Consider the following 26265-nt stretch of genomic DNA (forward strand, 5'->3'; position numbering starts at 1 on the left):
TATCTAATTATTTTAGGAGATGAAAATGTGAAACTTCGAAAAGATCTTCGCAACATCGCAATTATTGCCCACGTTGACCATGGTAAAACGACGCTTGTTGACCAATTGCTCCATCAAGCTGGTACTTTCCGTGCGAATGAAAATATCGCTGAGAGAGCCATGGATTCAAATGATTTAGAGCGAGAGCGCGGTATTACGATTTTAGCTAAAAATACTGCGATCCATTATAAAGATACACGCATTAATATTTTAGATACACCAGGACACGCCGATTTCGGTGGTGAGGTTGAGCGTATCATGAAAATGGTAGATGGTGTACTTCTCGTTGTGGATGCTTATGAAGGCTGTATGCCTCAAACACGCTTTGTGCTGAAAAAAGCACTTGAGCAAAACTTAACACCAATCGTTGTTGTCAACAAAATTGACCGCGACTTTGCTCGTCCGGCTGAAGTAGTCGATGAAGTAATCGACTTGTTCATTGAATTGGATGCAACAGAAGAACAGCTTGAATTCCCAGTTGTCTATGCATCAGCAATCAATGGTACAGCAAGTAACGATGCGAGCAAGCAAGATGAAAACATGGAATCTTTGTTTGAAGCCATTGTTAACCATATCCCTTGCCCAGTTGATAACCATGAAGAGCCGCTTCAATTCCAAGTGGCACTACTTGATTACAATGATTATGTTGGAAGAATTGGGATCGGCCGTGTATTCAGAGGAACAATGCAAGTAGGACAGCAAGTAGCCTTAATGAAAGTTGACGGCAGTGTGAAACAATTCCGTGTGACGAAGATTTTTGGTTTCCAAGGGTTAAAACGAGTGGAAATCAACGAAGCGAAAGCAGGAGATCTTGTTGCTGTTTCTGGAATGGAAGACATCAACGTAGGTGAAACGGTTTGTCCGGTTGAACACCAAGAGGCTTTGCCAATCCTTCGTATTGATGAGCCGACACTTCAAATGACGTTTGTTGTTAACAACAGCCCATTTGCAGGCCGTGAAGGGAAATACGTAACATCACGTAAAATTGAAGAGCGCTTAGAGCAGCAGCTTCAAACAGACGTCAGTCTTCGTGTAGATCCAACTGCTTCACCTGATGCGTGGGTTGTATCTGGACGCGGAGAGCTTCACTTATCCATTCTTATTGAGAATATGAGACGTGAAGGATTTGAATTACAAGTATCGAAGCCAGAAGTTATTGTAAAAGAAGTTGACGGTGTTCGATGTGAGCCTGTTGAACGCGTTCAAATTGATGTACCAGAGGAGCACACTGGCTCTATCATGGAATCAATGGGCGCACGAAAAGGTGAAATGATTGACATGATCAATAATGGTAATGGTCAAGTTCGCCTGATCTTTACAGTGCCTTCACGTGGTTTAATCGGATATACAACTGAATTTCTTTCATTAACTCGTGGTTTTGGTATTTTGAACCATACGTTTGACAGCTACCAGCCAATGCAGTCTGGTCAAGTCGGCGGACGCCGTCAAGGAGTTCTTGTTTCAATGGAAACAGGTAAAGCGACTGCTTACGGAATCCAAGGCGTTGAAGAGCGCGGTGTGATCTTCGTTGAGCCGGGTGTTGAAGTATACCAAGGAATGATTGTTGGTGAGCATAACCGTGAGAACGATCTTGTTGTCAACGTAAGCCGTATGAAACAACAAACAAACGTGCGTTCAGCGACGAAAGATCAAACGGTGAGCATGAAAAAACCACGTATTATGTCACTTGAGGAATCTCTTGAGTACTTGAATGAGGACGAATACTGTGAGGTTACACCTGAATCAATTCGTTTAAGAAAGAAAATTTTAGATAAAAACGAACGTGAGAAATCAGCGAAGAAGAAAAAGCTAGCAGGATTATCTTAATTCCATGAAGAATTAAAGAGATAGAACCCTGAAAGATAAGGGGAGGGAATCTTTTTGAATGATCAGGAAGTAAGTGAAAATCTATCCTTTTTCGCGATGCTGTTTCGTGTCGATGAAAATCCGCAAACAGGGATGTGGCTCCTATATGGCACCATCCTTGTTTTAGCGATTATTGTTTTTAAGCTCGGCTTTGCTAGACGTTTACCGATTTTAAAAGCGCTCGTGATTTACTTGTTTTTGATTTTTGGCTGCACGTTTCTCACATTTCTAGGAATCTTCCTGCCAGTAGCGGAAGGCCTAGTTGTGGCAGCTGCCATTTTGATTATTTATAAAATACGGCTGCATCGTGCGAAAAAAGAAGGAACAGTGAATACGTAAAAAAAGACCTGAACATGTGTCAGGTCTTTTTTTTATGTCTTTTGTTCTTTTTTTCCTTTTTTCTTCTTTTTCTCTTTCGTCGCAGGATCTTGATAAAGAGAGAATCTGCCAGTCTTGATGCGTGCTTCTGTCTTTACTTTAATACGTTCCTGACAGTCATCGCACATATATGTATGAATCGGTCGATTTCTTAACCGCTTAGCAACGAGTGTATCATCATCAATGGTTTCAAGCTTCTCACATATTGAGCACTTCACTCTCATCCTTTTCACCTCACTTATTGCATTTATTATAGCATGTTTTCCAGCTACTTAAAATCAGCGTATAAAACGGCTTATATCACAGGAGATATAAGCCGTTCTCTTTATTTCTTCTGATTCATATGATGGTTTGATTGATCGTTTTGATGTTCGTCTAACTGTTTTTGATCATTTTGTTTGAGCTGATCATTCGGCTCATTTGTCGGATCTGTTTCGTGGCGATCAATTTCATTTCTCGGCATCTCTGGCATCACGCGGCCGACGATGGCGGCTAGTTCATCCATAATCCCACTGACAGGACGGCCTGCTTGTATTTCTTTGCCCATTTCTTTTAACCGGCTGACTGTATCCGGATCAGCGACCACAACAGCATTCGCACCTTCTGGATCATTTTTCAGTGCTTTTGCAACTGAATATTTAATGTTTTCTACTTTGCTTCTATCTAAATCATCTTTTACATCAATACCAACAACAGCATAGCGGCCGATGGCGATCGCCGTTGCATCATTGACATCTGCTACGTGCTCTGTCACTTTGACAAGATGCTGCGCAACATCTGTAGATGACCGGGCTTGATTGGTCTTTTTCTTCGTTGAGTCTGACACCCGTACTACGTGCTGGCGTCCATCTTGCTTGTCTAGTGCCTCTGGCTTTTCTTGCTGCTGACAAGCGCCCAACAGAATGATGGCTTGAATCATGAATAATGTCAAAAATAGTCGCATCTGTATTCCCTCCTTCACAAACTGCATGATTTATTTTATTGTTGAATTAACCTTCTAACTTTATTCATGAAAACATATATTTTAACAATCGTTTTGGGAAAGACAAGGATGAATGAAACCCCGATCAGGAGGCGAAGGACCTGAGTAAAATTTATGTATTAGACACAAATGTGTTATTACAGGATCCGAATTCAATCTTTTCATTTGAAGACAACGAGGTCGTCATACCAGCCGTTGTGTTAGAAGAAGTAGACTCAAAAAAGAGATATATGGACGAGGTTGGACAAAATGCCCGGCGCGTCTCACGCCTAATCGACGGTTTAAGATCGAAAGGGAAACTGCATGAAAAAATTACACTAGAGTCAAAAGGGACGCTACGCATTGAACTGAATCACCGCTCTTTTCATGAGCTTCAAGAAATTTTTATTGAAAAAACGAACGATAATCGAATTTTGGCAGTCGCGAAAAATTTAAGCTTAGAGGAAGAAACAAAGCCTCATGGCAGACCTGTTATTTTGGTCAGCAAGGATGTGTTAGTGCGGGTAAAGGCGGATGCTATAGGGCTTCAAGCAGAAGACTTCTTAAGTGACCGTGTTTTGCAAAATGAAGACATCGATAATGGCTATCATGAGCTCTACATTCCGACTGAGCAATTGAATACATTTTATAAGCAAAATCAATTACCAATAAAAGAGGTCACAAGCGCACCATTCAACCCTCATCAATTTGTCATCATGAAGGGAAATGAAGGTGGTTCTGCTTTAGGAATGCTTGATCAAAAGGCAGAGCATGTAAAACGTCTCGTTTATGATCAAGAGCATATTTGGGGAATCCGTCCAAAGAATGTCCAGCAGACGATGGCACTCGAGCTGCTTTTGCGCCGTGACATTCCGCTCGTGACACTGATTGGAAAAGCGGGGACTGGTAAAACATTGCTTGCACTTGCTGCCGGATTAATGCAGACAGAGGACCTCGGTATGTTTAAAAAGTTGATCGTGGCGCGCTCCATTGTGCCTGTCGGGAAAGATATAGGATATTTGCCTGGAGAAAAGGAAGAAAAGCTCAGACCATGGATGCAGCCGATCTATGACAACCTAGAGTTTTTATTTAATACAAAAAAGCCGGGCGAGCTTGATGCGATTTTGTCGGGAATTGGATCTATTCAAGTCGAAGCATTGACGTATATTCGGGGAAGAAGTATACCTGATCAATTTATTATCATTGATGAGGCGCAGAATTTAACAAAGCACGAGGTGAAAACATTATTAACGCGAGTCGGAGAGGGAAGTAAAATTGTGCTCATGGGAGATCCAGAGCAGATTGATCACCCTTATTTAGACAGCTTAAATAATGGGCTTACGTATGTGATCGAGCGGTTCAAAGGGCAGCAAATATCTGGACATGTCAAGCTTGTCAAAGGAGAAAGGTCTGGACTTGCACAGCTTGCCGCTGATTTGCTATAGTCCAGACCATCTGTTCTTATGTAATGATCAGCTCTTTGACACCTTTTATCGGCTGAGTGAGGTTGGACTGATCCGCGAAATAGACGTGGATGGGTCCTTCTTCTGTGATTGGCTTACCATGTTGGCTGAAATGAGCAATGCTTTCCATTGCCTGAGAAAGCGGCACAGCAATTGTACCTGTCTCTGTGACAAATTCGCATGTATCCGCATGTTCAAGCGGCTCAGCATTTTTTAGCATATCGCCAAGCTTCATCCCGAAGCTGCCTGTGACGAGTCTTTCCTTTTCGTACTTCTTCTCTGTTTTTAACGTGGGTGGAAGAGTTTGACCTTCTCTTATGACCCGCTCTTGGTCAAGCTCCTGATCTAGCTGCTTCTCTTCACTTGCTGCATTTTTTTCAAAGAATGAATCCATTAAAAATTTGCGGTCATCAAAAATCCATACACTTGGATCAATGGTGATCTTGTACTGTACGTTCCCCTTGATTTGAATGATGCTCATGTTCAAGACAACCCCTTTCCAACATAAATTATAGAAGTTTTCTCCCGCTTTGTCACTTTCATAAACATGCTGCACCTTGTACACACTAATCATACATGAAAGATAGGGAGTGTATGAGCATGGCATGTCGCGACAATGAAGAGCTTCAGCGATTTGTAGAAGAAGCAAAAAAAGTGGCCAAAGATGGTCAAGTAGCATCCTATATTCCCGCTCTCGGCAAAGCGGATCAGACGGATTTATCTGTGGCAGTGTATCATGTGAGTAATACGTGCCACTCAGCTGGAGATGTAGATAAACGATTTACCCTTCAAAGCATTTCAAAAGTATTAGCACTGGCGCTTGTGCTCTCAGAAGAAGGGCCAAAAAAAGTCTTTCAATTTGTTGGACAAGAACCAACAGGTGACCCGTTTAATTCAATGATCAAACTGGAAACAGCGAGTCCGAATAAACCGCTGAATCCAATGATTAATGCAGGGGCGCTCGCAGTCACGAGTTTAATCAGAGGAGCGACTCCGCAAGATCAGCTGGGCCGGTTGCTCAGCTTCATTAGAGAGCTTGCAAATGACAAAAGCATTACATACTGCAAGGAAACAGCAGCCTCCGAATTTGAGACATCGATGATTAACCGGGCAATGTGCTATTATATGAAGCAATATCATATTATTAGAGGGAACGTAGAGGAAGTCATGGACGTCTATACGAAACAATGTGCCATCATGATGAACAGCTTGGATTTGGCGAAAATTGCTTGTGTTTTTTCATTAGACGGCAGACATCCAGAAACGGGGAAGCAAATTCTTTCAAAAGATGTCGCTAGAATTTGTAAAACCTTTATGGTGACGTGCGGCATGTACAATGCGAGCGGAGAATTTGCCATTAACATCGGAATTCCTGCAAAAAGCGGTGTCTCAGGCGGGATTATGGGAGCTGCACCATATGATTTTGGAATCGGTATCTTCGGTCCGGCTTTGGATGAAAAAGGGAATAGTATTGCTGGGATTAAGCTGCTTGAGCTGATGAGTGAAAAATACGAGATGAGTATCTTTTAATGAAGGAAGGCTTCTTTTTATTTTTACAAAGCGAACTGTACAAATCTGCTTGCAATTTTGGGCGTTTCGCTTTATGATAAATAGAAGAATTAGGTACTCGCCTGGGGAACGGAGGGATACTTTTGGCGTCAGAAATTTTAGTCGATCATCGGCAAAAAGCACTGTCTTTATTAAAATTGGATGCAGATAAAATTTTAAAATTGATCCAAGTGCAAATGGACAACTTAACGATGCCGCAATGTCCTCTTTATGAAGAGGTTTTAGATACTCAAATGTTCGGATTATCGAGAGAAATTGATTTTGCTGTCCGGCTTGGATTAGTTGATCAACATGAAGGTAAGAAACTACTCGATAAACTTGAGAGAGAGCTTTCCGCACTTCATGATGCGTTCACAAAAAAATAAAGATTGAAAACTCAAACTTCCTTAACATAAGTTTGAGTTTTTTTGTCCTCTATTTTCTTTTCATTGTTTCATGTCAAACGGACTTGATTCTTTCACGAATGACGAACAATATAAAAGAGGTAAAACGAGATCAAACAGAGAAAATGTAGTAGAATAAAAACAGCTAAGAGGATATCAAGCAGTAGAAACAGACGTTAGGAAGAGGATTATATGTTAAAGAGAATGCTAAAATCGTATGACTACTCATTATTGTTCGCCATTATTTTAATTAGCGCATTCGGTTTGGTCATGGTGTATAGCTCAAGTATGATTACATCTGTGATTAGATACGATGCCGCGCCAGATAATTTTTTTAAGAAACAGCTTTTATTTATGATCGTTGGAGCGGTCATATTGCTCTTTACAGCATTAGTTCCATATCAGCTGTTTTCAAATAAGAAATTTCAAATCGGTATGCTGCTGCTATCCGTTTTTTCCCTCATCTATGTGTACTTTGGCGGTCATATTGCAGGGAACGCAAGAAGCTGGATTAAAGTAGGCCCATTCAGTCTTCAGCCAGCGGAATTTGTGAAGATTGTCGTTATTATTTATCTTGCTGCTGTGTATGCAAAAAAGCAGCATTATATTGATCATATTTTACGAGGAGTCACACCTCCAATCGTGATTGTTTCGATCTTATGCGGATTTATCATTTTGCAGCCAGACTATGGGACAGCCTTTATCATTGGCATGATTGCTCTTGCGATGATTTTATGCTCAGGGTTTAGCGGGAAAACACTTGCGAAGCTGCTGGCGTTATTTAGTGCCGTGATGGTCATCGTAACCCCATTTATTATTCTGTTCTGGGATAAAATATTCACGCAAAATCGCCTCGGGCGTTTTGAGAGTTTCCAAGATCCCTTTAAAGATGCAGGGGATACTGGACATCAATTGATTAATTCCTATTATGCCATTGGATCAGGCGGCTTTTTTGGACTGGGTCTAGGAGAAAGCGTTCAAAAGTACGGGTATCTTCCAGAGCCGCACACAGATTTTATCATGGCAATCATTTCAGAAGAGCTTGGCTTTTTCGGCGTATTTTTTGTACTCGCTCTCCTTGGCTTCATCGTCGTGAAAGGTTTTTATATTGCAAGAAAGTGTGAAGATCCATTTGGAAGTTTGCTTGCAATAGGAATTTCCTCCATGATTGCGATCCAAACATGCATTAATTTAGGCGGTGTTTCAGGTCTGATTCCGATTACTGGGGTCACTCTTCCGTTTATTAGCTACGGGGGATCGTCCATCATTTTACTGAGCGGTTGTATGGGAATATTGCTGAATATCAGCATGTTTACTGAATATAAAGAGCGTTACAAAAAGAAAAAATCAATGAGCAAGCCATCAGTTCAAAAAAATGGATTGCAGAAAACTTTGAATCTTTAGAAAACAAAAGTGTACAGTTTTCATTTCTTCCTTTATTATAGAGTACATATAAAATTTTAAGGGATATGGAGGAGTGAGAAATGTCACAGAGAACAATTCAAAAGGTTCTAGTTGCAAACAGAGGGGAAATTGCTATCAGAGTCTTCAGGGCCTGTACGGAGCTCAATTTACGTACAGTAGCCATTTATTCCAAAGAAGACTCGGGCTCTTATCATCGCTATAAAGCCGATGAAGCATATCTAGTTGGAGAAGGGAAAAAGCCGATTGATGCCTACCTTGATATCGAGGGGATCATCGAAATTGCAAAACGAAATGACGTGGATGCGATTCATCCAGGATACGGATTTTTATCTGAAAACATTCATTTTGCAAGACGATGCGAAGAGGAAGGCATTCAATTTATCGGTCCAACTTCTCAACATTTAGATATGTTTGGAGATAAAGTAAAGGCAAGAGAAGAAGCGAAAAAAGCTGGAATTCCAGTCATTCCAGGAAGTGACGGACCAGTTGATTCGGCCGAAGAAGTCGAAAAATTCGGTGAAGAATACGGTTACCCATTTATTATTAAAGCTTCACTAGGCGGCGGCGGCCGGGGTATGCGGATTGTCAGAACGAAAGAGGAGCTGAAGGAAGCCTATGACCGTGCGAAGTCAGAGGCAAAAGCGGCTTTTGGAAATGACGAAGTATACGTTGAAAAACTGATTGAAAATCCGAAACACATCGAGGTACAGGTGATTGGTGACAATCATGGCAATATCATTCATTTATATGAGCGTGACTGCTCTGTTCAAAGGCGGCATCAAAAAGTTATTGAAGTGGCGCCAAGTGTGTCTCTTACAGATCAACTGCGTGAAGACATTTGCGAAGCGGCTGTTCAGCTGGCTCGGAATGTATCATATATCAATGCAGGAACTGTAGAATTCCTTGTTGCAAATGGAGAGTTTTACTTTATTGAAGTCAATCCAAGGGTACAGGTAGAACACACGATCACTGAAATGATCACTGGTGTCGATATCGTCCAAACCCAAATTCTTGTCGCAAAGGGCTATGACCTTCACAGCAAGGAAGTCGGTATACCAAAGCAAGAAGATATTTTCACACATGGTTTTGCCATTCAATCAAGGGTTACAACAGAAGATCCTTTAAATGATTTTATGCCAGACACAGGGAAAATTATGGCCTACCGTTCAGGCGGGGGATTTGGTGTACGACTTGATACAGGGAACAGCTTTCAAGGTGCAGTTATTACACCTTATTACGATTCACTATTGGTCAAGCTGTCCACATGGGCGCTCACATTTGACCAAGCGGCTGCTAAAATGGTTCGAAACTTACAGGAATTCAGGATTCGCGGAATTAAAACAAACATTCCGTTTCTTGAAAACGTGGCAAAGCATGAGAAGTTTCTAAAAGGGGAATACGATACGTCGTTTATCGATTCAACGCCAGAGCTATTTAATTTCCCTAAGCAAAAAGACCGTGGAACGAAGATGCTGACTTATATTGGTAACGTGACCATTAATGGATTCCCTGGTATTGCGGAGAAAAAGAAGCCTCATTTTGACAAGCCTGTTGTACCGAAGCTTCCGCTCAAGCAAGAGATGCCATCTGGGACTAAACAATTGTTAGATGCGCATGGACCTGAGGGCCTTGCCAATTGGGTGAAAGAACAAAAGAGCGTCCTTTTAACAGATACAACCTTTAGGGACGCGCATCAGTCTCTGCTTGCGACCCGCTTCAGAACTCATGATTTAAAGAAAGTAGCCCAGCCAACAGCAGGTTTATGGCCAGAGCTGTTTAGTATGGAAATGTGGGGCGGTGCTACATTTGATGTTGCGTACCGTTTCTTAAAAGAAGATCCTTGGCAGCGATTAAAAGAGCTTCGCCAAGAAGTGCCAAACACGTTGTTCCAAATGCTTTTAAGATCATCAAACGCTGTCGGATATACAAACTATGCGGATAATGTGATTAAAGCATTTGTAAAGGAATCTGCCGAGGCAGGCATTGACGTGTTCCGTATTTTCGATAGCTTAAACTGGGTCAAAGGCATGACACTTGCCATTGATTCTGTTCGTGAATCAGGCAAAGTGGCAGAGGCAGCCATTTGTTATACGGGGGACATTCTCGATCCATCTCGTCCGAAATATGATCTTAAGTACTATGTATCTCTTGCGAAAGAGCTTGAATCTGCCGGTGCACATATTTTAGGTATTAAAGATATGGCGGGATTATTAAAGCCGCAGGCAGCTTATGAGTTAGTCTCTGCTTTAAAAGATGAACTCACAATCCCTATCCATCTTCATACACATGACACGAGTGGAAATGGACTGTTCACCTATGCAAAGGCAATTGATGCAGGTGTTGATATTGTCGATGTGGCCGTCAGCTCTATGGCAGGACTCACATCGCAGCCAAGCGCAAGCTCACTGTACTATGCTTTAGATGGGCATGAAAGAAAGCCAGACATGAACGTCCAATCGGTCGAACACCTTTCTCAATATTGGGATTCTGTTAGAAAATACTACCGTGAATTCGAAAGCGGCATGAATTCACCTCATACAGAAATTTATGAGCATGAAATGCCTGGCGGACAGTATAGTAACTTGCAGCAGCAGGCGAAAGGTGTCGGACTTGGTGACCGCTGGAACGAAGTAAAAGAAATGTACAGACGTGTGAATGACATGTTTGGTGATATTGTGAAGGTGACACCTTCCTCTAAAGTAGTCGGAGACATGGCACTTTATATGGTGCAAAATGATTTAACAGAGGAAGATGTCTATGAAAAAGGAGCAACTTTAGACTTCCCTGATTCTGTTGTGGAGCTATTTAAAGGCTATTTAGGCCAGCCGCATGGCGGGTTCCCTGAAAAATTGCAAAAGCTGATTTTAAAAGGAGAAGAACCGCTCACTGTCAGACCTGGTGAAAAGCTGAAGCCAGTTGACTTTGAAGCTATTCAGCAGCAGTTCAAAGAATCTCATGACCTGACGCTGACAGAGCAAGATGCGATTGCGTATGCCTTATATCCGAAAGTCTTTTCTGAATTTGTCCAAACAGCAGAAAGCTACGGAGACATCTCTGTTCTTGACACACCAACGTTCTTCTACGGGATGAGGCTTGGTGAAGAGATCGAGGTAGAAATCGAAAAAGGAAAAACCCTCATTGTTAAACTCGTGTCAATTGGAGAACCGAATCCAGATGCCACAAGAGTTCTTTACTTTGAGCTAAATGGACAGCCGCGTGAAGTCGTGATTAAGGATGAAAGCATCAAATCATCCGTTCAAGAAAAAATGAAGGCGGACCGTTCAAATCCAAATCACATTGCCGCATCAATGCCAGGCACTGTCATCAAAGTGCTCGTGGAAAAAGGGCAGAAAATCTCGCAAGGTGAGCATTTGATGATCAATGAAGCCATGAAAATGGAGACGACTGTACAAGCCCCATTCACTGCGGTCGTAGATGAAATACATGTGACAAATGGAGAACCGATTCAAACCGGAGATCTGCTGATTGTTTTAAAGCCTGAATAATAAGTGAGACACATCCATCGTGATGTGTCTTTTTTTGAGCGCATTAAAATGTGCAGCAGCCTGCGAGAGTGATTACACTATAGAGTGAGGTGAAGAAAGTTGGAAATTGTCGTGATTTGGTTTCGCCGAGATATGCGATTAGATGATCATATCGCCTTGTCAAAAGCGATCACTTATGCAAAAAAACACGAGTACAAATTATTGGCTCTTTATCATCTAGATCCATTCTTTACTGAAATGGAAATGGATATAAATAACGAACATTTCTTTCAAAACTTGGCGCATTTCGTCAAGGAAGCGAGAGAATCTCAAGTGTATGTTCACCTTCTCCATGATGATGTCCTGCGCGCCTTTCAGCAGGTCATGGAAATGTATGACATCAAAGCCGTCTTTTTTAATGAAGATGAGGTGGGGATCGGTCAAAGGCGTGACAAGCAAGTAACCGATTTTTTAGAAAAGAAGGGCATTCATGTGTCAACATGGCAAGATACACACCTTCACGGGGCGCGAGATATTTTAAAAGCAGATGGGTCACATTATCAAGTGTTTACCCCATACTATCAATCATGGCGTAAGCAAGAAAAGCAGCCTGTGATAAAAGTTGACAAATCATTTTTTAGCAGCGAGCATACGATTTGTGATGAGCCACTTTCGCAAAAAGGAAATGATAAACTGCGAGAATTGATAAAGGGCTGCTCAAGGAAGTTTGATCAAATCGGCTCAGACAAAGCGATGAACACGCTTCATCAATTTATCCAAAAAAGATTAACGCGTTACCATGAGAAACGAGATATTCCGTCTGTTTTTGGAACGAGCAAGCTGTCGCGCTTCTTAAAAACAGGCACTATTTCGATTCGAACAATCTTTCATGCGATATATGAAGAAGCACTCTATGAAGACGAGGGCAGAGAGACTTTTATCAAAGAACTGGCATGGCGTGATTTTTATCATATGATTTATGCGCATTATCCTGAGATGAAAGAAAAAGAAATCAATTCGGCGTTTCAAGGAATGAAATGGAATGAAGATGAGACGCTGTTTGAAGCTTGGTGTAAAGGAGAAACAGGCTTTCCGCTCGTTGATGCAGGGATGAGACAGTTAAATGAGGAGGGCTGGATGCATAACCGCTTGCGGATGGTTACAGCTTCATTTTTAACAAAGGATTATTTGATTGATTGGAGAAAGGGCGAATCGTATTTTGCAAAAAAACTTGTGGATTATGATGAGGCGTCAAATATCGGAGGATTTCAGTGGGCAGCCTCAGTCGGAACAGATGCGGTGCCGTACTTCCGTATTTTCAACCCGACCACTCAGTCAAAGCGATTTGACCCGAGCGGAGAATATATTAGAAAATATGTACCAGAGCTAGAGCATGTCGATGAAAAATGGATTCATGAACCAAGTAAAATGCCGATTGATGAGCAATTGAAATCGGGCTGTGTGCTAGGTGATACATACCCGCTGCCGGCAGTTGACCACCAGGAAAGACGCAAAAAAGCCATTTCGCTATTTGAAGAAGCAAAACAACAATAAAACAAATCCCCCATTCCGCAAGAAAGGGGGATACAAATTCTTATTTGAATGGTTCTTTGCTTTCATATTTAAACCGGGCAATGAGTAGGCAGAAGTAACAGAGTACTCCAAACAAACAGGAAATAAAGAATGAATGAGCCAGCGCATAACCTAGTGCGAGCTGAGAATACACAGACATCACACCTGAAATCGCTTGAAGTGTAATGAGAATGGCTGAAATGATCCATCCATAATACAGCTGCTTCTGTTCTTTATAATGTTTCATGGCATGGAACATCGCAACAAATATCCAGACGAATAAAAGAAGTGCTGCTGCTCGGTGAGACATTTGCACCCACTGATTAAAGTATGCTGGAAGTGCACCGTCTTTTGAACAAAACGGGAAAACAGAGCAAGCAAGGCTTGACTTAGTATGCCTCACATAAGCACCCGTGTACACCACGATATACGTATAGGTGATCAAACCATAAATATGAAACTGCATTTTTTTGCCGATATGAAGCGGCTTCACAAGCTTTGTTTCAGATCGGGTTGCCTCAAATACAAGAAGCGCAAGCAATAACACTGAAGCAAAAGAAATGAGTGAAATACCGAAGTGCAGTGCCATGACAAGTGCGTTGGAACCAAACACGACGGCAAGAGCCCCTAACAGCGCTTGTAGCAGTAAGAATATAATCGACATGATGACCAAAAATTTGGTTTCACGGAATACTGGACTAATCTTTTTCCAGCATAAGACCGCCAGTGCCAAGACAAGAATGGTTGAAACCCCTGTTGACATGCGGTGACTCCATTCGATGATGGAAGCAGGGTTCATTTCAGGGAAGAAACGACCGTGACAAAGGGGCCACTGCCTGCCGCAGCCAAGACCCGAGCCGGTTTTCGTCACAAGCGCACCGCCAATCAAAACGATCAGCATCACAAATGTTGTGATCACGCTCAATAACCTTAAAGCAAATTTCATCAAATTATTTCACCTTCTCTAAAAAACTTCTGATCTAATTGAAAAACCTCACATGCTCTCAAGTTTAAGCCAAATGCGTGTTCTGTTGCAATTCATAATGACCAAAGTTCACAAAAAAATGATATGTTAGTTCACAAAGTTTACAGATTTAGAGTGCTTGATCTTTCTTTCACAGTCTGATAGAAATAGAGGAGAGAATATTTCATTTTGCACCGCCTTCTGAAACACAGATAAATCCTAATAAATTCACTAAAAGTTCACAAATAACTTCGAGATTGTCGTTTATTATTTAATAGGATGTTTTTTTACAGCTGTTTATCTTGTATGATAGAGTTGTAACGAATTTACGTTTCATTGTTTGTTTGAAGGTTTGGGCAAGGGAGGTTATACACATTGGCAAATTCCAAAACAGCCGCGGAAGCAGCTATTCATGGACAAATAGAAGAAACAACAGCTTGGAAAGATTTTCTTGCTCTGATTAAAATGGGCATCGTCAATTCCAACTTCATTACAACATTTACTGGAATGTGGCTTGCTTTTTATTTTACAGGGATGAGTTTCCTTGGGAATCTTGATATTGTGCTGTTAACAATGATTGGTTCTTCTCTTATTATTGCCGGTTCATGCGCCATTAATAATGCGTTTGACCGTGATATTGATATATTAATGGAAAGAACAAAAACAAGACCGACGGTTACAGGTAAGATTCAGCCGGGGCAAGCGTATGCATTTGGTATTTTGCTTGTTGTACTTGGACTCATCATGCTTCTGATGACAACTATCACATCAGCAGTGATTGGATTTATCGGAGTCTTTACTTATGCGGTTCTTTACACCATGTGGTCTAAACGCCATTACACCATTAATACCGTTATTGGAAGTGTATCTGGTGCGGTGCCGCCATTAATCGGCTGGACAGCTGTCACAGGTACAATCGACACAACGGCTTGGGTTTTGTTTATGATTATGTTCATTTGGCAAATCCCGCACTTCCTGTCACTTGCGATTAAGAAAACGGAAGATTACCGCAAGGCAGGTATTCCAATGCTGCCAGTCGTTTATGGCTTTGAAGTCACGAAGCGCCAAATCATCATTTGGACAGCATGTCTTCTCCCGCTTCCATTTTTCTTAGGTGGATTAGGATGGCCGATTGTCGCACTTGGCACATTGCTGAATATTGGATGGCTCGTCATTGGCCTTATGGGCTTTAAAATGAAAGACGTCATGAAGTGGTCAACGCTCATGTTCGTTTATTCATTAAACTACTTAACCATCTTTTTCGTCGCGATGATTATTATTACACTATTCTAGAGTAAAATACACTTTGATCACATCAAAACAAGGCTATATCTTATAACACAACATTTTCTAACAACTATGAAAGCCGCCTGATATTCAGTTCTATTTAGGCGGCTTTCTGTTTATACATAGATGGTATTTTGAGTAAAAACATCATTTTTTTATGAAAACAGGAAATGTAAGTGCTTTTATAAGAGGCGGGGGTTATGGATGGGTGAAAAGTGATTTTATAAATAAGAGGTAAAAAGCGAAAGGCAAAGGAGATCAAGCAAAAGGGGTTGGGACAAATTATGATAAGAAAATGGCGTGTTTATTCACTGTTTCTCTTATTGACGCTCGTTTTGGCGGGCTGTGGTGAACCATACTTATCAACACTCAAACCAGTTGGGGAAGTAGCAGATAAACAATTTTTCCTAACGGTACTGAGTACACTCATTATGGTTCTTGTCGTCATTGTTGTATCGATCATTTTCTTTTACGTCATCATTAAATTCAAACGTTCTAAAGTTGGAGAAGATACGATTCCAAAGCAGGTGGAAGGGAACCGTAACCTAGAAATTACGTGGACAGCGATTCCGATTCTTCTCCTCATTATTCTCGTTGTGCCTGTTGTGGCATACACGCTTGAGCTTGGGGATACAAGCGCTATGGATAAGAAAAAACGAGATCCTGAAAAGACACTTGTTGTCAATGTAAGAGCCAGTTTATATTGGTGGGAATTCGAATACCCTGATTATGGGATTGTCACGAGTCAGGAATTGATTGTACCGACAGATCAAAAGGTCTACTTCAAGCTGAAAGCATCTGATGTGAAACACTCTTTCTGGGTTCCATCGGCTGGCGGTAAAATTGATACAAACACAGACAATGAAAACAAGTTTTATTTAACCTTTGATTCAAAACGAACGAAAGATGCAGGAGAATATTTCTACGGGAAATGTGCGGAGCTTTGCGGTCCCTCGCATGCTTTAATGGACTTTAAAGTTAAAACGCTTTCTCAAGATGAGTTTTTAGGATGGACGAAAAAAATGGCTGATTACAAGAAGCCTACATCCACAAAAGATCTTGCCCTTGAAGGTGAAAAATTATTTAAAGAGAAAAACTGCTTGAGCTGTCACGCAGTAGAGCCTGGGGACGAACGGCCGGAAGCGGCAAGGACAGCACCAAACCTTGCAACCTTCGGAGAGCGAACGAAAGTAGCTGGAATTAAAGACATGAACAAAGAAAACGTGAAAGCATGGCTGAAAGATCCAGAGAGCTTTAAACCAGGAAATAAAATGACAGGGACGTACCCTAAATTAAATGACTCAGAAGCAGATGCACTTTATGAGTATTTAAAAGGACTTAAAATCGAGTAATTTCTAATAGGAATGTGTAAGAGGGTATGTAATCGATGTGAAGTTTTTGTTAAGAGCTCCCGAATATGTCTCTACAACCAAGAAGTAGCCATCTGTCAGACACAGTCTGTGTAAAGTTAAAACATCTATATGAAAAGGGGCAAATGGGAGATAAGAGGGGGATTTCATGGTGAGTACTATAGCTAAAAAGCGGGGGTTTGGCGCTGTCTTATGGGATTACTTGACGACGGTTGACCACAAAAAAATTGCCATACTATATTTAGTGGCAGGGGGATTTTTCTTTTTAATTGGCGGCCTGGAAGCGATGATAATCCGTATTCAGCTAGCCATCCCTGAAAATGATTTTGTAAGTGCAGGGTTTTACAATGAAGTCATGACGATGCATGGAACAACGATGATTTTCCTTGCAGCAATGCCGCTTTTATTTGCATTAATGAATGCGGTTGTACCTATTCAAATTGGTGCACGTGACGTAGCGTTTCCATTTGTGAATTCACTTGGTTTTTGGCTGTTCTTTTTCGGAGGAATTTTCTTAAATCTTGGATGGTTTATGGGCGGGGCACCTGATGCAGGCTGGACTGCATACGCTTCGCTCACGCTGAATTCAGAAGGACACGGCATGGATTTCTATATTTTAGGGTTGCAGATAGCGGGTATTGGTACGCTAATTGCCGGAATCAACTTTCTTGCAACGATTATTAATATGAGAACGCCTGGTATGACGTATATGAGAATGCCGCTCTTTACTTGGACGACATTTGTCGCCTCAGCACTGATTTTATTCGCATTCCCGCCGCTTACTGCAGGGCTTGCGATGCTGATGCTTGATAGAATGTTTGATACGAGCTTTTTTAATCCAGAGCTCGGCGGAAATACAATCATCTGGGAGCATTTGTTCTGGATTTTCGGACACCCAGAAGTTTATATCTTAATCCTGCCAGCATTCGGAATATTTTCTGAAATCATTCCAGTGTTTGCAAGAAAAAGGCTGTTTGGGTATTCGTCGATGGTGTTTGCGACTGTATTGATTGGTTTCCTTGGATTCATGGTGTGGGCGCATCACATGTTCACAACAGGACTTGGTCCGATTGCCAATGCCATCTTTGCTGTAGCCACAATGGCGATTGCGGTGCCGACAGGAATTAAAGTATTTAACTGGCTGCTCACCATATGGGGCGGTAATGTGAAGTTTACAACGCCAATGCTGTATTCCGTTGCCTTTATACCGTCGTTTTTACTTGGCGGGGTAACCGGAGTCATGCTTGCAGCAGCTGCAGCAGATTATCAGTTCCACGATACGTACTTTGTTGTGGCGCATTTCCACTACGTCATTATCGGCGGGGTCGTATTCGGTATTTTAGCTGGTGTGCATTACTGGTGGCCGAAGATGTTTGGAAAAATACTGAATGAGAAGCTTGGGAAAATTGGCTTTGTGCTGTTTTTCGTCGGTTTCCATTTAACCTTCTTTATCCAGCATTTTCTCGGTCTTTGGGGCATGCCGCGCCGAGTCTTTACATTCTTGCCGGGTCAGGGGCTAGACCTTGGGAACTTGGTCAGTACGATTGGGGCACTGTTCATGTTTGTAGCTGTTGTCATCATGCTGATTAATATCATCTGGACGACAGCAAAAGGGGAGCGTGTATCGGGCGATCCTTGGGGAGATGGAAGAACGCTTGAATGGGCAGTGTCTTCACCTCCGCCAGAATATAACTTTAAACAGCTTCCGCTTGTCAGAGGACTAGATCCATTATGGATTGAAAAAATGGATGGTAAAAAAGGAATGACAGCATCTGAACCGCTCGATGATATTCACATGCCGAATAATTCCATCTTACCTGTCATTATCTCATTCGGTCTATTTGTGTCAGCGTTTGGCTTCATGTATCGTCAAGAGCATAGCTGGGGGCTTCCAGTGATTCTCATTGGTCTTGGCATTACATTTGCGACCATGCTGGTTCGCTCTCTTAAAGACGATCATGGGTACCATATTCACAAAGAAGATTTGACCGATGACGATGATAAAGGGGTGAAAGCATAATGGAACCACAAAAAATGACAGCAGAAACTTTTCCGGCTTCTCCTGAGAAAGCCACGTTAGAAGGAAAGAATAAGTTCGTCGGGTTCTGGTTGTTTCTTGGGGGAGAAACCGTTCTGTTTGCATCGCTCTTTGCCACGTATTTGGCGCTGAAAAACTCTAATGCAGGCGGAGCAAAAACAACTGATATGTTTGATCTCACGCTTGTCTTTATTGCCACGATGCTACTACTAACGAGCAGTTTAACGAGTGTGTATGCAATGTATCATATGAAAAACTTTGCCTTTAAAAAGATGCAGCTTTGGCTTGGTGTGACTGTGCTATTAGGTGCTTCATTTTTAGGGGTTGAGATTTATGAGTTCTATCATTATGTGCATGCGTATGATTTTACCATTACCAGTTCAGCTCTTGGTTCCTCCTTCTATACACTTGTAGGAACTCACGGGGCTCACGTCGCCTTTGGACTTTGCTGGATTACCGCTCTTATGATTCGAAATATGAGACGCGGACTCGATTTATACAATGCGCCGAAATATTATGTGGCAAGTCTGTATTGGCACTTCATTGATGTTGTGTGGGTCTTCATCTTTACCGTTGTATATTTAATGGGAATGGTGGGATAAGAATGGGAAATAAAAACACAAATCAGTCTAAAGTCGATCTTGTATACCGTAAAAAGAAAAATGCCGAAGAAATGAAGCATCAGCTCATTTCTTTCGGCTTGATGATTGGATTAACCTTTGTTGCCTTTTTAACAATCGCTTCTGAAGACGTAGGAAACTGGTTCGCAGTACCATTTATTTTACTGCTTGCCGTTATTCAGGTGGCTTTTCAGCTTTATTATTTTATGCACATGAACCAAAAAGGGCATGAAACACCCGCATTGTTTCTTTACTCAGGTGTGTTTGTCGCGTTTATTACCGTATTAGCCTTTTTGACCATTATTTGGTGGTAAGCCCGCTTTGCCCTTGAAGGAGGCGCAGCAATGGAGAACTTAGAAATATTCGGATTTCGGGCATTATGGAGCCCTTACTATTTGACTAGTATTGTCATAGCAGCTGCTCTTTATCTGCTTCTTGTGACAAAGGGGAAGCATCGTGCGACGGTAAAAGAGAAAACGTTGTTTCTGACGGGGCTTGTTCTGTTATACGCCGTAAAAGGAAGCCCAATTGATTTAATGGGGCATATTATGTTTAGTGCACATATGGCGCAAATGGCGGTGCTCTATTTAGTCATTCCGCCTCTCCTTATTACAGGATTACCTGCGGCCATTTGGGAGCGGATCATACAAACACCAGGCATTCAGCAGATGTTTCGTTTGTTTTCAAAGCCTTTAATTGCATTGCTTGGGTTTAACGGCTTGTTTTCGATGTACCATATTCCGCTTGTGTTTGACTTTGTGAAAACAGATCCGTTTTATCATGCGCTGATGACAGTGGTCATTTTTATCGCTGCCTTTTTCATGTGGTGGCCGCTCGTTCATAAAGTCCAAAGTCAGCCTCAGATTACAGGCATTTTAAAGCTTGGTTATATCATGGCAGACGGGATATTAATGACTCCTGCGTGTGCACTCATCATGTTTAGTGAGGCACCGATCTATGCAACCTATTCTGATGCTGGTGCTTGGATACAGGCGCTGCATCTATGCGTACCAAGTGATACGCTGGCAGGTCTTGCGCTCACAGGTCCTGAAATGTTCCATACCTTGCCGCTGCTAGAAGACCAGCAGCTAGGCGCGATTTTGATGAAAATTATTCAGGAGATTGTGTACGGCTCGATCCTTGCTGTTGTCTTCTTTGACTGGGCAAGAAAAGAAAGAGCGAAAGATGCCGTACCAGATGCCCTGATTCCGAAATATGAATGAAAAAAGCACAGCCGGATGGCTGTGCTTTCGTTTATGCTTCTGCAGTCATTGCTTCTAGTTTTTCTTTCAGCTGTTCAAGCGTTTTTTTGCTTGATTGGATGAGAGACTTAGGGAAATCTTCGCCTTCGCCGTATTCAACACCGTGCGGATAATAATGTTTTCCGAGTAAAGGTGTAAGAAGCTGTATGTGTGCTCTTTTTGAACCTACATCTCCTTCGGTGGCGTAGCCGGAAATGCGTAAATAAAAGGTTCCCTCTACCATGTTAAACTTTCTGTCGTACGTCACACGCTCATAATCCCATTGATCGGCTCGTACAAATCCTTCACTTTCCATGATGAAATCTAATTTATTTAAGTCAGCTGCTACCTTTTCAATCCCCGTACCTTCAAACTTCACCCAAAACCCCTCCTTATAAAAATTCCCTTTACTGACAATCATAGTATGAAAGCGTTAAACTTTCAACTGTGAAAGGTATGTTCTTTTATAACCTGGTTACAGTAATAAAGAAAATAACAGATGGAGGAATCAACGTGAAAACGAAAAAAATTAAAGATATTATGACAAAAAAAGTAGTGACATGTCAGCAAGATGACAATACGTATGAAGCCGCAGTCAAAATGAGAGAAGCAGACATCGGAGCCATTCCCGTGGTTAACGGAGATCAGCTCGTTGGTATCGTGACAGACCGTGACCTTGTACTCAGAGGCATTGCAGAAAAAAAGCCAAACTCACAGGAAGTAGGCTCGCTGATGACGAAGGAAGTACTGACAGCAGAAGAAGATGCAACGCTTGAAGAAATTGTCCGGCTGATGTCAGAGCACCAGCTTCGCCGCATTCCTGTTGTGAAGAACGGTGCATTAACAGGGATTGTCGCTCTTGGAGATTTATCCGTCGAAGATTTATCGAATGATCGCGCAGGAGATGCACTGACAGAAATCTCTCAGCAGGATCAAGATCATGGGCAAGGATTTCTTCATTAAGAGGGGCATATTTTAAATTCGTGTTAAATAGGCTGTATTGTCGTTGATAAATAGAGCGAGTTTTGTTTAAATGACAGTAGAAGGTACTTTTTGTACCTTGCCAATTTAACGGAGGTGTTTATTTGAAAACTGTGCTCAAAACACTCCTCATCCTCCTGATTATATCTGGAACGTATGTTCTGTTTATTCAATATGGATCTTCACCAGAAAAAGAAAACAGCAATGAACCGAAGGTGTCTAATGAAGGAACATCTAGCGATAAGCCGATCAACATCCCTAAAAAGGGGCTCATGTCCTTTATGGGGAAATCTTCAAACGAAGTGCTTAAACAGCTGGGAGAACCAGATCGCATTGATCCTTCCGCATATGATTATGACTGGTGGATATACAATCAATCGAAGAAGCACTATATTCAAGTAGGGGTAAAGAATAGTAAAGTGGTGACATTGTTTGCAACAGGAGACGGGCTCAATGTTGAACCGTTTAAAATCGGTCAAGCCACAAGTGAGGTATTTAAAAAAACACAAATTGCACCTTACATTCATGTAGAGGATGAACAAAATTCATACCGCTTTGAATTCTCAGAAGATGATATGAATACAAGACCTACCGTGAAAGTGGACGATGATGTATATGTTCAGCTTTACATGGATAAGTTTGAAAGCACCCTTTCAAGTATTAGGGCGTTTAACGCAGATACATTTGTGAAACAAAAGCCATACGAAGTCGTCTATCGTGGTCAATTGATAGAACCAGAGGCAATATCGGGTGAAAAATGGAAAGAGATCGAAGCTTCCAGTCAAAAACAAATTTTTGATATGACCAATATTATTCGTCATAAGTACAAACTGCCGATCTTAAAGTGGGATGATGAAACCTCTGAAGTGGCATTCATGCATAGTGAGGACATGAAAGAGAATCATTATTTCTCCCATGAATCTAAAAAATACGGTACGCTGAAAGACCGATTAGAAAGAGGCGAGGTGGCATTTCAGCTCGCAGGTGAAAACATTGCCTATAATTATGTAGATGGACCTGCAGCGGTAGAAGGCTGGCTCAATAGTGAAGGTCATAGAAAGGCGTTATTAAATAAAGATTACACACACCTTGGCGTCGGTGTGAAAGAAAAATACTACACCCAAAACTTCATTAAAAAAACATCTTAAACGAAAGCAGCTGCACCATCGCAGCTGTTTTTTTGATTGAAAAAGAGGCTCACCAAAATAACTGCTGATGTATATAGTATAGTAGGCATTTGTATGGGGGGTGAGGATATGACAAACAAGCAAAAACAAACATCCATTGATGAATTTAAACAATTCGTCAGACGCCATCCGAAGTTAATTCAAGAAGTGCAAACGCAAGAAAAAAGCTGGCAAAGTGTATACGAAAATTGGGTCATGTTTGGTGAGGAAGATGAGATGTGGTCTCCTTACCGGCAAACGCAATCTGGAGACGTGAAAGAAGAAAAAGACTCTAAGCCAAGTGAAGCGGGAAAAGCCGATTTTATGTCTAAAATGGTTTCTGCTGTGAAAAAAATGGACGCTGATCAAATGAATGAACAAATCAACAAAATGAGCCAGTCTATTTCCTCTTTACAAAGCTTACTCGGACAATTTTCATCAAATGGCTCAAAGAAAGGTTCATCTGGAGGCAGTCAGCACCCATTCTCCTTCAGGAAAGATTAAGTGAAAGGGGATGCTTTTGGTGCGGAAAGAAGTACTGGAGTTTGTCATGGCCGAAGAGGATCGAATCAAATTCATCAGACAGCGTCCTCTCTGGTACAGACAGCTGACTCGACATCCTGATAAGCTATCGTCCTTTGAATTAGATAAAATGAATTTTTACGAAAAAACCATTCCTCATCGTGTGAGTCAGTTGAGTAACAGTGTCCAAATGGCTGAAATGATGATTCAAATGTTCCAAGCAATGCGCAATCAAAATGGAGCCGGATGAGGCTTTTTTGAGTTGATTAAGATGTCTATTTCCTGAGCATCCTATAAAAGTAGATGAAAGGAGAATCAGATGATGAAATGGATGCTGTCAATATGCGCATTGCTTTTTCTTGTCACCGGGTGTCAAAGTCAACATGAAGAGAAGCAAGTCATAAAGCAAGATCCAGCTGTACATGTGATGCAGCAAGCCCAAAGCGAAATGAAGCAGCAAGGTTTTTTAAAATACAAAGTGCAGGGGTCTTCTGTTTATATAGAAAGTACACTGCAAGATTTTCATCTTGAGCCTACGCGACTAAAAAAGGATGAGAAGGCGGGATATTTTACAGTGTATGTAGACGGAAAACGTGCAGGCAATGAATATACTGCTGCATTTGTGGTCAAGCATCTCTCAAAAGGAAAGCATAAAATGACCGTTGTGCTCAATTCTCGTCATCCAGAATATAGGCAGAAAAGAGAGACATGGGATGTATTTGTGACGTAAAAGCATTTTCTGATCCATAGGTTTCGTGGTAAACTATGAATTGGAGGTGCATCATTTATGTATGCGACAATCGAATCTGTGGAGCTCCAAGAGGAAGCGAATCAATTGGCTGCCATGATTCTTCAGTCGGAGGAGGCTGAACATTACCGCAACTGCTTTAAGCGTCTCCAGCAAGACGAAGAAGCCCAACAAATTATTGCCCATTTTACAAAAGTAAAAGAGCAATATGAGGATGTGCAGCGGTTCGGCAAATACCATCCGGACTATAGAACGATCTCAAAGGAAATGCGTGAGGTCAAAAGAAAGTTAGATCTTCACGATACAGTGGTTGATTTCAAAAAAGCAGAAACAGCGATTCAATCCATCTTAGATGAGATTAGTATTGAAATCGGTCAAGCTGTATCAGCATATATCAAAGTTCCAACAGGGAACCCATATTTTGATGGTCTATCATCATGCGGCGGTGGCTGTGGATCTGGTGGCAGCTGTGGCTGTAAAGTATCTTGACGAGACTTGAATGTCTCGTCTTTTACATAATGACTGAAAAGAATTGAAAAAGCGGCAGGTGAAAAGATGGAAAGCAAACGTCAAGGGATGGTCGTTTGGCTGCATTCGTTAAAGCAGTCAAAGGCGCTAAGAAAATTTGGAAATGTTCACTATATTTCACGGAAAATGAAATATGCAGTGATCTATTGTGATATGAATGATCTCGAGCGCCATATGGCTAAGCTCAGCTCATTGCCATTTGTGAAACGTGTTGAGCCTTCATATAAACCCTTTATTAAATTAGAGTACGAATCCAAATTGGACAAAGCAAAAGAGTATGATTATAAAGTGGGCTTTTAAAGACACAAAAAAACCCCCGCGGCATCACCCGCGGGGTCCTTCTATTCTTAATGATTCATTAAGGAGAAGGCAAAGGGAGAGGAGAAACCGGAGGAAGAACTTATGGGGAAACGTAAGTCTTCTCCGCGGTTGGCAACAGCACCACATCAGATGCTGTTATAAGTAGTATGACCCCGCTTTCCTTGATCTATACATAGTAAATGAATGAAAGTCCGCGCATTGTCCCCTGCGGAGTGTTGTGGTAAGATAATGTTGGATTTTTTGTCATACACAATAACCAATAGAAGCAAGCAGAAAAAGTGGTGGAAAAATGAGAGTCATCTCTGGAACGAGAAAAGGCCGCACACTTAAAGCGGTACCAGGTCAATCAACAAGACCGACGACAGATAAAGTAAAAGAATCGATATTTAATATGATCGGCCCGTATTTTGATGGCGGATGGGCCCTTGATTTATTTGCGGGAAGCGGTGGTTTAGGGATTGAAGCGCTTTCTAGAGGATTCGATCATTGCATATTCGTTGATCGAGATATGAAGGCGATTCAAACGATAAAAGGAAACCTCAATCAATTGGAGCTGATTGATCAAAGTGAAGTGTTTCGAAACGAGGCAAAGCGTGCACTTGCAGCCGTTGTGAAACGAGAGGAATCCTTTCAAGCGATCTTTCTTGATCCGCCTTACAAAGATCAACAGCTAAAAGCACTTCTTGACATGATTGACGAGCATGCCTTATTAACAGATGACGGCGTAATCGTGTGTGAGCATGATAAGGACGTTATACTGCCAGAGGAAGCTGGACAGCTTTACATATCAAGACAGGAACTGTACGGGTTGACTGGTATTACGATCTATAGAAAGCGGGGAAATTAAAGCATGGGGAACATAGCCGTTTGTCCGGGTAGCTTCGATCCAGTCACATTGGGCCATTTGGATATCATCAAAAGAGGTGCAAAGATCTTTGATGAAGTGTATGTATGTGTACTAAATAACTCATCCAAGAAACCGTTATTTACCGTTGAAGAACGGTGTGAGCTCATTCGCCAAGCGACGAAGGATCTGCCAAATATCAAAGTCGAATCCTTTCACGGTCTGCTTGTTGATTATGCGAAACAAAAAGAAGCCAAAGTCATTTTACGCGGATTAAGAGCTGTGACAGACTTTGAATATGAAATGCAGGGCACATCAATGAATAAAGTGTTAAACGATGACATTGAAACGTTTTTCATGATGACCAACAATCAGTATTCCTTCTTAAGCTCAAGCATTGTCAAAGAAGTAGCGAAATATGATGGTTCAGTCAAAGACCTTGTGCCAAAAGAGGTAGAAGAAGCGCTGATAGAAAAATTTAAAGGATGAGTGCA

General features: G+C 41.6%; 28 protein-coding genes. 23 read left to right on the plus strand and 5 right to left on the minus strand.

Annotated elements, in window-relative coordinates:
- Window positions 1-27 precede the first annotated feature (27 nt).
- Window positions 28-1866 carry a translational GTPase TypA gene (gene typA / locus NSS78_RS07125; RefSeq protein WP_003212439.1) on the plus strand — a complete coding sequence of 613 codons (1839 nt, stop codon included), beginning with the start codon at window positions 28-30 and terminating at the stop codon, window positions 1864-1866.
- Window positions 1867-1920: 54 nt separating this feature from the next.
- Window positions 1921-2244, plus strand: coding sequence for a YlaH-like family protein (locus NSS78_RS07130; RefSeq protein ID WP_003210819.1), 324 nt, complete (start codon window positions 1921-1923; stop codon window positions 2242-2244).
- Between the two features lie 32 nt (window positions 2245-2276).
- On the opposite strand, the gene NSS78_RS07135 is transcribed toward NSS78_RS07130, so the two are convergent.
- Together NSS78_RS07135 and NSS78_RS07140 are read right to left on the minus strand one after the other, a co-directional pair.
- Window positions 2277-2507 carry a YlaI family protein gene (locus NSS78_RS07135; RefSeq protein ID WP_003210787.1) on the minus strand — a complete coding sequence of 77 codons (231 nt, stop codon included), beginning with the start codon at window positions 2505-2507 and terminating at the stop codon, window positions 2277-2279.
- 101 nt (window positions 2508-2608) lie between these two features.
- A complete protein-coding gene (locus tag NSS78_RS07140) occupies window positions 2609-3226 on the minus strand; it encodes a YhcN/YlaJ family sporulation lipoprotein (RefSeq protein ID WP_327840619.1) in 618 nt (205 codons plus the stop codon).
- Window positions 3227-3366: 140 nt separating this feature from the next.
- On the opposite strand from NSS78_RS07140, the gene NSS78_RS07145 reads away from it, so the two are divergent.
- Complete coding sequence (locus NSS78_RS07145; protein ID WP_050945114.1) at window positions 3367-4689, plus strand: PhoH family protein; 1323 nt, start codon at window positions 3367-3369, stop codon at window positions 4687-4689.
- A 16-nt stretch (window positions 4690-4705) separates the two neighbouring features.
- Here NSS78_RS07145 and NSS78_RS07150 read toward each other — a convergent pair whose 3' ends face one another.
- Window positions 4706-5188 (minus strand): hypothetical protein, encoded by a 483-nt coding sequence (locus tag NSS78_RS07150; RefSeq protein ID WP_050945113.1) that lies wholly within the window; start codon window positions 5186-5188, stop codon window positions 4706-4708.
- A gap of 119 nt (window positions 5189-5307) precedes the next feature.
- Between NSS78_RS07150 and glsA the strand changes: the two genes are divergently transcribed.
- The 5 genes from glsA (at window position 5308) to NSS78_RS07175 (ending at window position 13123) form a co-directional block, all read left to right on the plus strand.
- Window positions 5308-6237: a glutaminase A gene (glsA, locus tag NSS78_RS07155; protein ID WP_003211229.1), complete on the plus strand. Its 930-nt coding sequence runs from the start codon at window positions 5308-5310 to the stop codon at window positions 6235-6237.
- Between the two features lie 122 nt (window positions 6238-6359).
- Complete coding sequence (locus NSS78_RS07160; RefSeq protein ID WP_034318078.1) at window positions 6360-6641, plus strand: YlaN family protein; 282 nt, start codon at window positions 6360-6362, stop codon at window positions 6639-6641.
- A gap of 210 nt (window positions 6642-6851) precedes the next feature.
- Window positions 6852-8063 carry a putative lipid II flippase FtsW gene (gene ftsW, locus NSS78_RS07165; protein ID WP_044142014.1) on the plus strand — a complete coding sequence of 404 codons (1212 nt, stop codon included), beginning with the start codon at window positions 6852-6854 and terminating at the stop codon, window positions 8061-8063.
- 80 nt (window positions 8064-8143) lie between these two features.
- Window positions 8144-11590 carry a pyruvate carboxylase gene (gene pyc / locus NSS78_RS07170; RefSeq protein WP_212045831.1) on the plus strand — a complete coding sequence of 1149 codons (3447 nt, stop codon included), beginning with the start codon at window positions 8144-8146 and terminating at the stop codon, window positions 11588-11590.
- A gap of 99 nt (window positions 11591-11689) precedes the next feature.
- Window positions 11690-13123 (plus strand): deoxyribodipyrimidine photo-lyase, encoded by a 1434-nt coding sequence (locus NSS78_RS07175; RefSeq protein ID WP_309216641.1) that lies wholly within the window; start codon window positions 11690-11692, stop codon window positions 13121-13123.
- Window positions 13124-13163: 40 nt separating this feature from the next.
- Here NSS78_RS07175 and NSS78_RS07180 read toward each other — a convergent pair whose 3' ends face one another.
- Window positions 13164-14087 carry a heme A synthase gene (locus tag NSS78_RS07180; protein ID WP_003210766.1) on the minus strand — a complete coding sequence of 308 codons (924 nt, stop codon included), beginning with the start codon at window positions 14085-14087 and terminating at the stop codon, window positions 13164-13166.
- 393 nt (window positions 14088-14480) lie between these two features.
- On the opposite strand from NSS78_RS07180, the gene cyoE reads away from it, so the two are divergent.
- The 6 genes from cyoE (at window position 14481) to ctaG (ending at window position 20643) form a co-directional block, all read left to right on the plus strand.
- Window positions 14481-15398, plus strand: coding sequence for a heme o synthase (cyoE, locus tag NSS78_RS07185; protein ID WP_003211774.1), 918 nt, complete (start codon window positions 14481-14483; stop codon window positions 15396-15398).
- 278 nt (window positions 15399-15676) lie between these two features.
- On the plus strand, window positions 15677-16744 hold the full coding sequence (gene coxB / locus NSS78_RS07190) for a cytochrome c oxidase subunit II (protein ID WP_003212202.1): 1068 nt from the start codon (window positions 15677-15679) through the stop codon (window positions 16742-16744).
- A gap of 166 nt (window positions 16745-16910) precedes the next feature.
- On the plus strand, window positions 16911-18782 hold the full coding sequence (gene ctaD, locus NSS78_RS07195; protein ID WP_050945109.1) for a cytochrome c oxidase subunit I: 1872 nt from the start codon (window positions 16911-16913) through the stop codon (window positions 18780-18782).
- Window positions 18779-19402, plus strand: coding sequence for a cytochrome c oxidase subunit III (gene ctaE / locus NSS78_RS07200; RefSeq protein WP_088001578.1), 624 nt, complete (start codon window positions 18779-18781; stop codon window positions 19400-19402). The genes ctaD and ctaE overlap by 4 nt, the downstream gene beginning before the upstream one ends.
- A gap of 2 nt (window positions 19403-19404) precedes the next feature.
- Complete coding sequence (gene ctaF / locus NSS78_RS07205; RefSeq protein ID WP_003211520.1) at window positions 19405-19734, plus strand: cytochrome c oxidase subunit IVB; 330 nt, start codon at window positions 19405-19407, stop codon at window positions 19732-19734.
- A gap of 30 nt (window positions 19735-19764) precedes the next feature.
- Entirely contained in the window at window positions 19765-20643 is an 879-nt protein-coding gene (ctaG, locus tag NSS78_RS07210) for a cytochrome c oxidase assembly factor CtaG (protein ID WP_012009845.1), read from the plus strand.
- Window positions 20644-20674: 31 nt separating this feature from the next.
- On the opposite strand, the gene NSS78_RS07215 is transcribed toward ctaG, so the two are convergent.
- The gene (locus NSS78_RS07215) at window positions 20675-21040 is read right to left on the minus strand and encodes a YugN family protein (protein WP_050945108.1); all 366 of its coding nucleotides are present in this window, start codon (window positions 21038-21040) and stop codon (window positions 20675-20677) included.
- Window positions 21041-21201: 161 nt separating this feature from the next.
- On the opposite strand from NSS78_RS07215, the gene NSS78_RS07220 reads away from it, so the two are divergent.
- The 9 genes from NSS78_RS07220 (at window position 21202) to coaD (ending at window position 26260) form a co-directional block, all read left to right on the plus strand.
- Window positions 21202-21624, plus strand: coding sequence for a CBS domain-containing protein (locus NSS78_RS07220; RefSeq protein WP_034620044.1), 423 nt, complete (start codon window positions 21202-21204; stop codon window positions 21622-21624).
- A 122-nt stretch (window positions 21625-21746) separates the two neighbouring features.
- Window positions 21747-22790, plus strand: coding sequence for a CAP-associated domain-containing protein (locus NSS78_RS07225; protein WP_342468321.1), 1044 nt, complete (start codon window positions 21747-21749; stop codon window positions 22788-22790).
- 108 nt (window positions 22791-22898) lie between these two features.
- Entirely contained in the window at window positions 22899-23312 is a 414-nt protein-coding gene (locus NSS78_RS07230) for a YlbD family protein (RefSeq protein WP_003212038.1), read from the plus strand.
- A 19-nt stretch (window positions 23313-23331) separates the two neighbouring features.
- A complete protein-coding gene (locus tag NSS78_RS07235; protein ID WP_034619936.1) occupies window positions 23332-23580 on the plus strand; it encodes a YlbE-like family protein in 249 nt (82 codons plus the stop codon).
- 69 nt (window positions 23581-23649) lie between these two features.
- Window positions 23650-24060, plus strand: a complete 411-nt coding sequence (locus NSS78_RS07240) for a hypothetical protein (protein ID WP_268500566.1) — start codon at window positions 23650-23652, stop codon at window positions 24058-24060.
- Window positions 24061-24117: 57 nt separating this feature from the next.
- Window positions 24118-24567 carry a YlbF family regulator gene (locus NSS78_RS07245; RefSeq protein WP_007499807.1) on the plus strand — a complete coding sequence of 150 codons (450 nt, stop codon included), beginning with the start codon at window positions 24118-24120 and terminating at the stop codon, window positions 24565-24567.
- A gap of 66 nt (window positions 24568-24633) precedes the next feature.
- Window positions 24634-24906 carry a YlbG family protein gene (locus tag NSS78_RS07250; protein WP_309216652.1) on the plus strand — a complete coding sequence of 91 codons (273 nt, stop codon included), beginning with the start codon at window positions 24634-24636 and terminating at the stop codon, window positions 24904-24906.
- 280 nt (window positions 24907-25186) lie between these two features.
- On the plus strand, window positions 25187-25774 hold the full coding sequence (gene rsmD, locus NSS78_RS07255; protein ID WP_257736834.1) for a 16S rRNA (guanine(966)-N(2))-methyltransferase RsmD: 588 nt from the start codon (window positions 25187-25189) through the stop codon (window positions 25772-25774).
- Between the two features lie 3 nt (window positions 25775-25777).
- Entirely contained in the window at window positions 25778-26260 is a 483-nt protein-coding gene (coaD, locus tag NSS78_RS07260; RefSeq protein ID WP_044142001.1) for a pantetheine-phosphate adenylyltransferase, read from the plus strand.
- Window positions 26261-26265 lie beyond the last annotated feature (5 nt).

Origin of the sequence: Bacillus sp. FSL W8-0920 (genome assembly GCF_038593215.1) — a bacterium.
GTDB lineage: Bacteria > Bacillota > Bacilli > Bacillales > Bacillaceae > Bacillus > Bacillus pumilus.

What these genes read in the sequence shown, in the direction of transcription:
- NSS78_RS07135 (WP_003210787.1), bottom strand. Translation starts at nt 2,507, where the DNA reads ATGAGAGTGAAGTGCTCAATATGTGAGAAGCTTGAAACCATTGATGAT.
- NSS78_RS07140 (WP_327840619.1), bottom strand. Translation starts at nt 3,226, where the DNA reads ATGCGACTATTTTTGACATTATTCATGATTCAAGCCATCATTCTGTTG.
- NSS78_RS07150 (WP_050945113.1), bottom strand. Translation starts at nt 5,188, where the DNA reads ATGAGCATCATTCAAATCAAGGGGAACGTACAGTACAAGATCACCATT.
- glsA (WP_003211229.1), top strand. Translation starts at nt 5,308, where the DNA reads ATGGCATGTCGCGACAATGAAGAGCTTCAGCGATTTGTAGAAGAAGCA.
- ftsW (WP_044142014.1), top strand. Translation starts at nt 6,852, where the DNA reads ATGTTAAAGAGAATGCTAAAATCGTATGACTACTCATTATTGTTCGCC.
- pyc (WP_212045831.1), top strand. Translation starts at nt 8,144, where the DNA reads ATGTCACAGAGAACAATTCAAAAGGTTCTAGTTGCAAACAGAGGGGAA.
- NSS78_RS07180 (WP_003210766.1), bottom strand. Translation starts at nt 14,087, where the DNA reads ATGAAATTTGCTTTAAGGTTATTGAGCGTGATCACAACATTTGTGATG.
- coxB (WP_003212202.1), top strand. Translation starts at nt 15,677, where the DNA reads ATGATAAGAAAATGGCGTGTTTATTCACTGTTTCTCTTATTGACGCTC.
- ctaD (WP_050945109.1), top strand. Translation starts at nt 16,911, where the DNA reads ATGGTGAGTACTATAGCTAAAAAGCGGGGGTTTGGCGCTGTCTTATGG.
- ctaF (WP_003211520.1), top strand. Translation starts at nt 19,405, where the DNA reads ATGGGAAATAAAAACACAAATCAGTCTAAAGTCGATCTTGTATACCGT.
- ctaG (WP_012009845.1), top strand. Translation starts at nt 19,765, where the DNA reads ATGGAGAACTTAGAAATATTCGGATTTCGGGCATTATGGAGCCCTTAC.
- NSS78_RS07220 (WP_034620044.1), top strand. Translation starts at nt 21,202, where the DNA reads ATGACAAAAAAAGTAGTGACATGTCAGCAAGATGACAATACGTATGAA.
- NSS78_RS07230 (WP_003212038.1), top strand. Translation starts at nt 22,899, where the DNA reads ATGACAAACAAGCAAAAACAAACATCCATTGATGAATTTAAACAATTC.
- NSS78_RS07240 (WP_268500566.1), top strand. Translation starts at nt 23,650, where the DNA reads ATGATGAAATGGATGCTGTCAATATGCGCATTGCTTTTTCTTGTCACC.
- NSS78_RS07245 (WP_007499807.1), top strand. Translation starts at nt 24,118, where the DNA reads ATGTATGCGACAATCGAATCTGTGGAGCTCCAAGAGGAAGCGAATCAA.
- NSS78_RS07250 (WP_309216652.1), top strand. Translation starts at nt 24,634, where the DNA reads ATGGAAAGCAAACGTCAAGGGATGGTCGTTTGGCTGCATTCGTTAAAG.
- coaD (WP_044142001.1), top strand. Translation starts at nt 25,778, where the DNA reads ATGGGGAACATAGCCGTTTGTCCGGGTAGCTTCGATCCAGTCACATTG.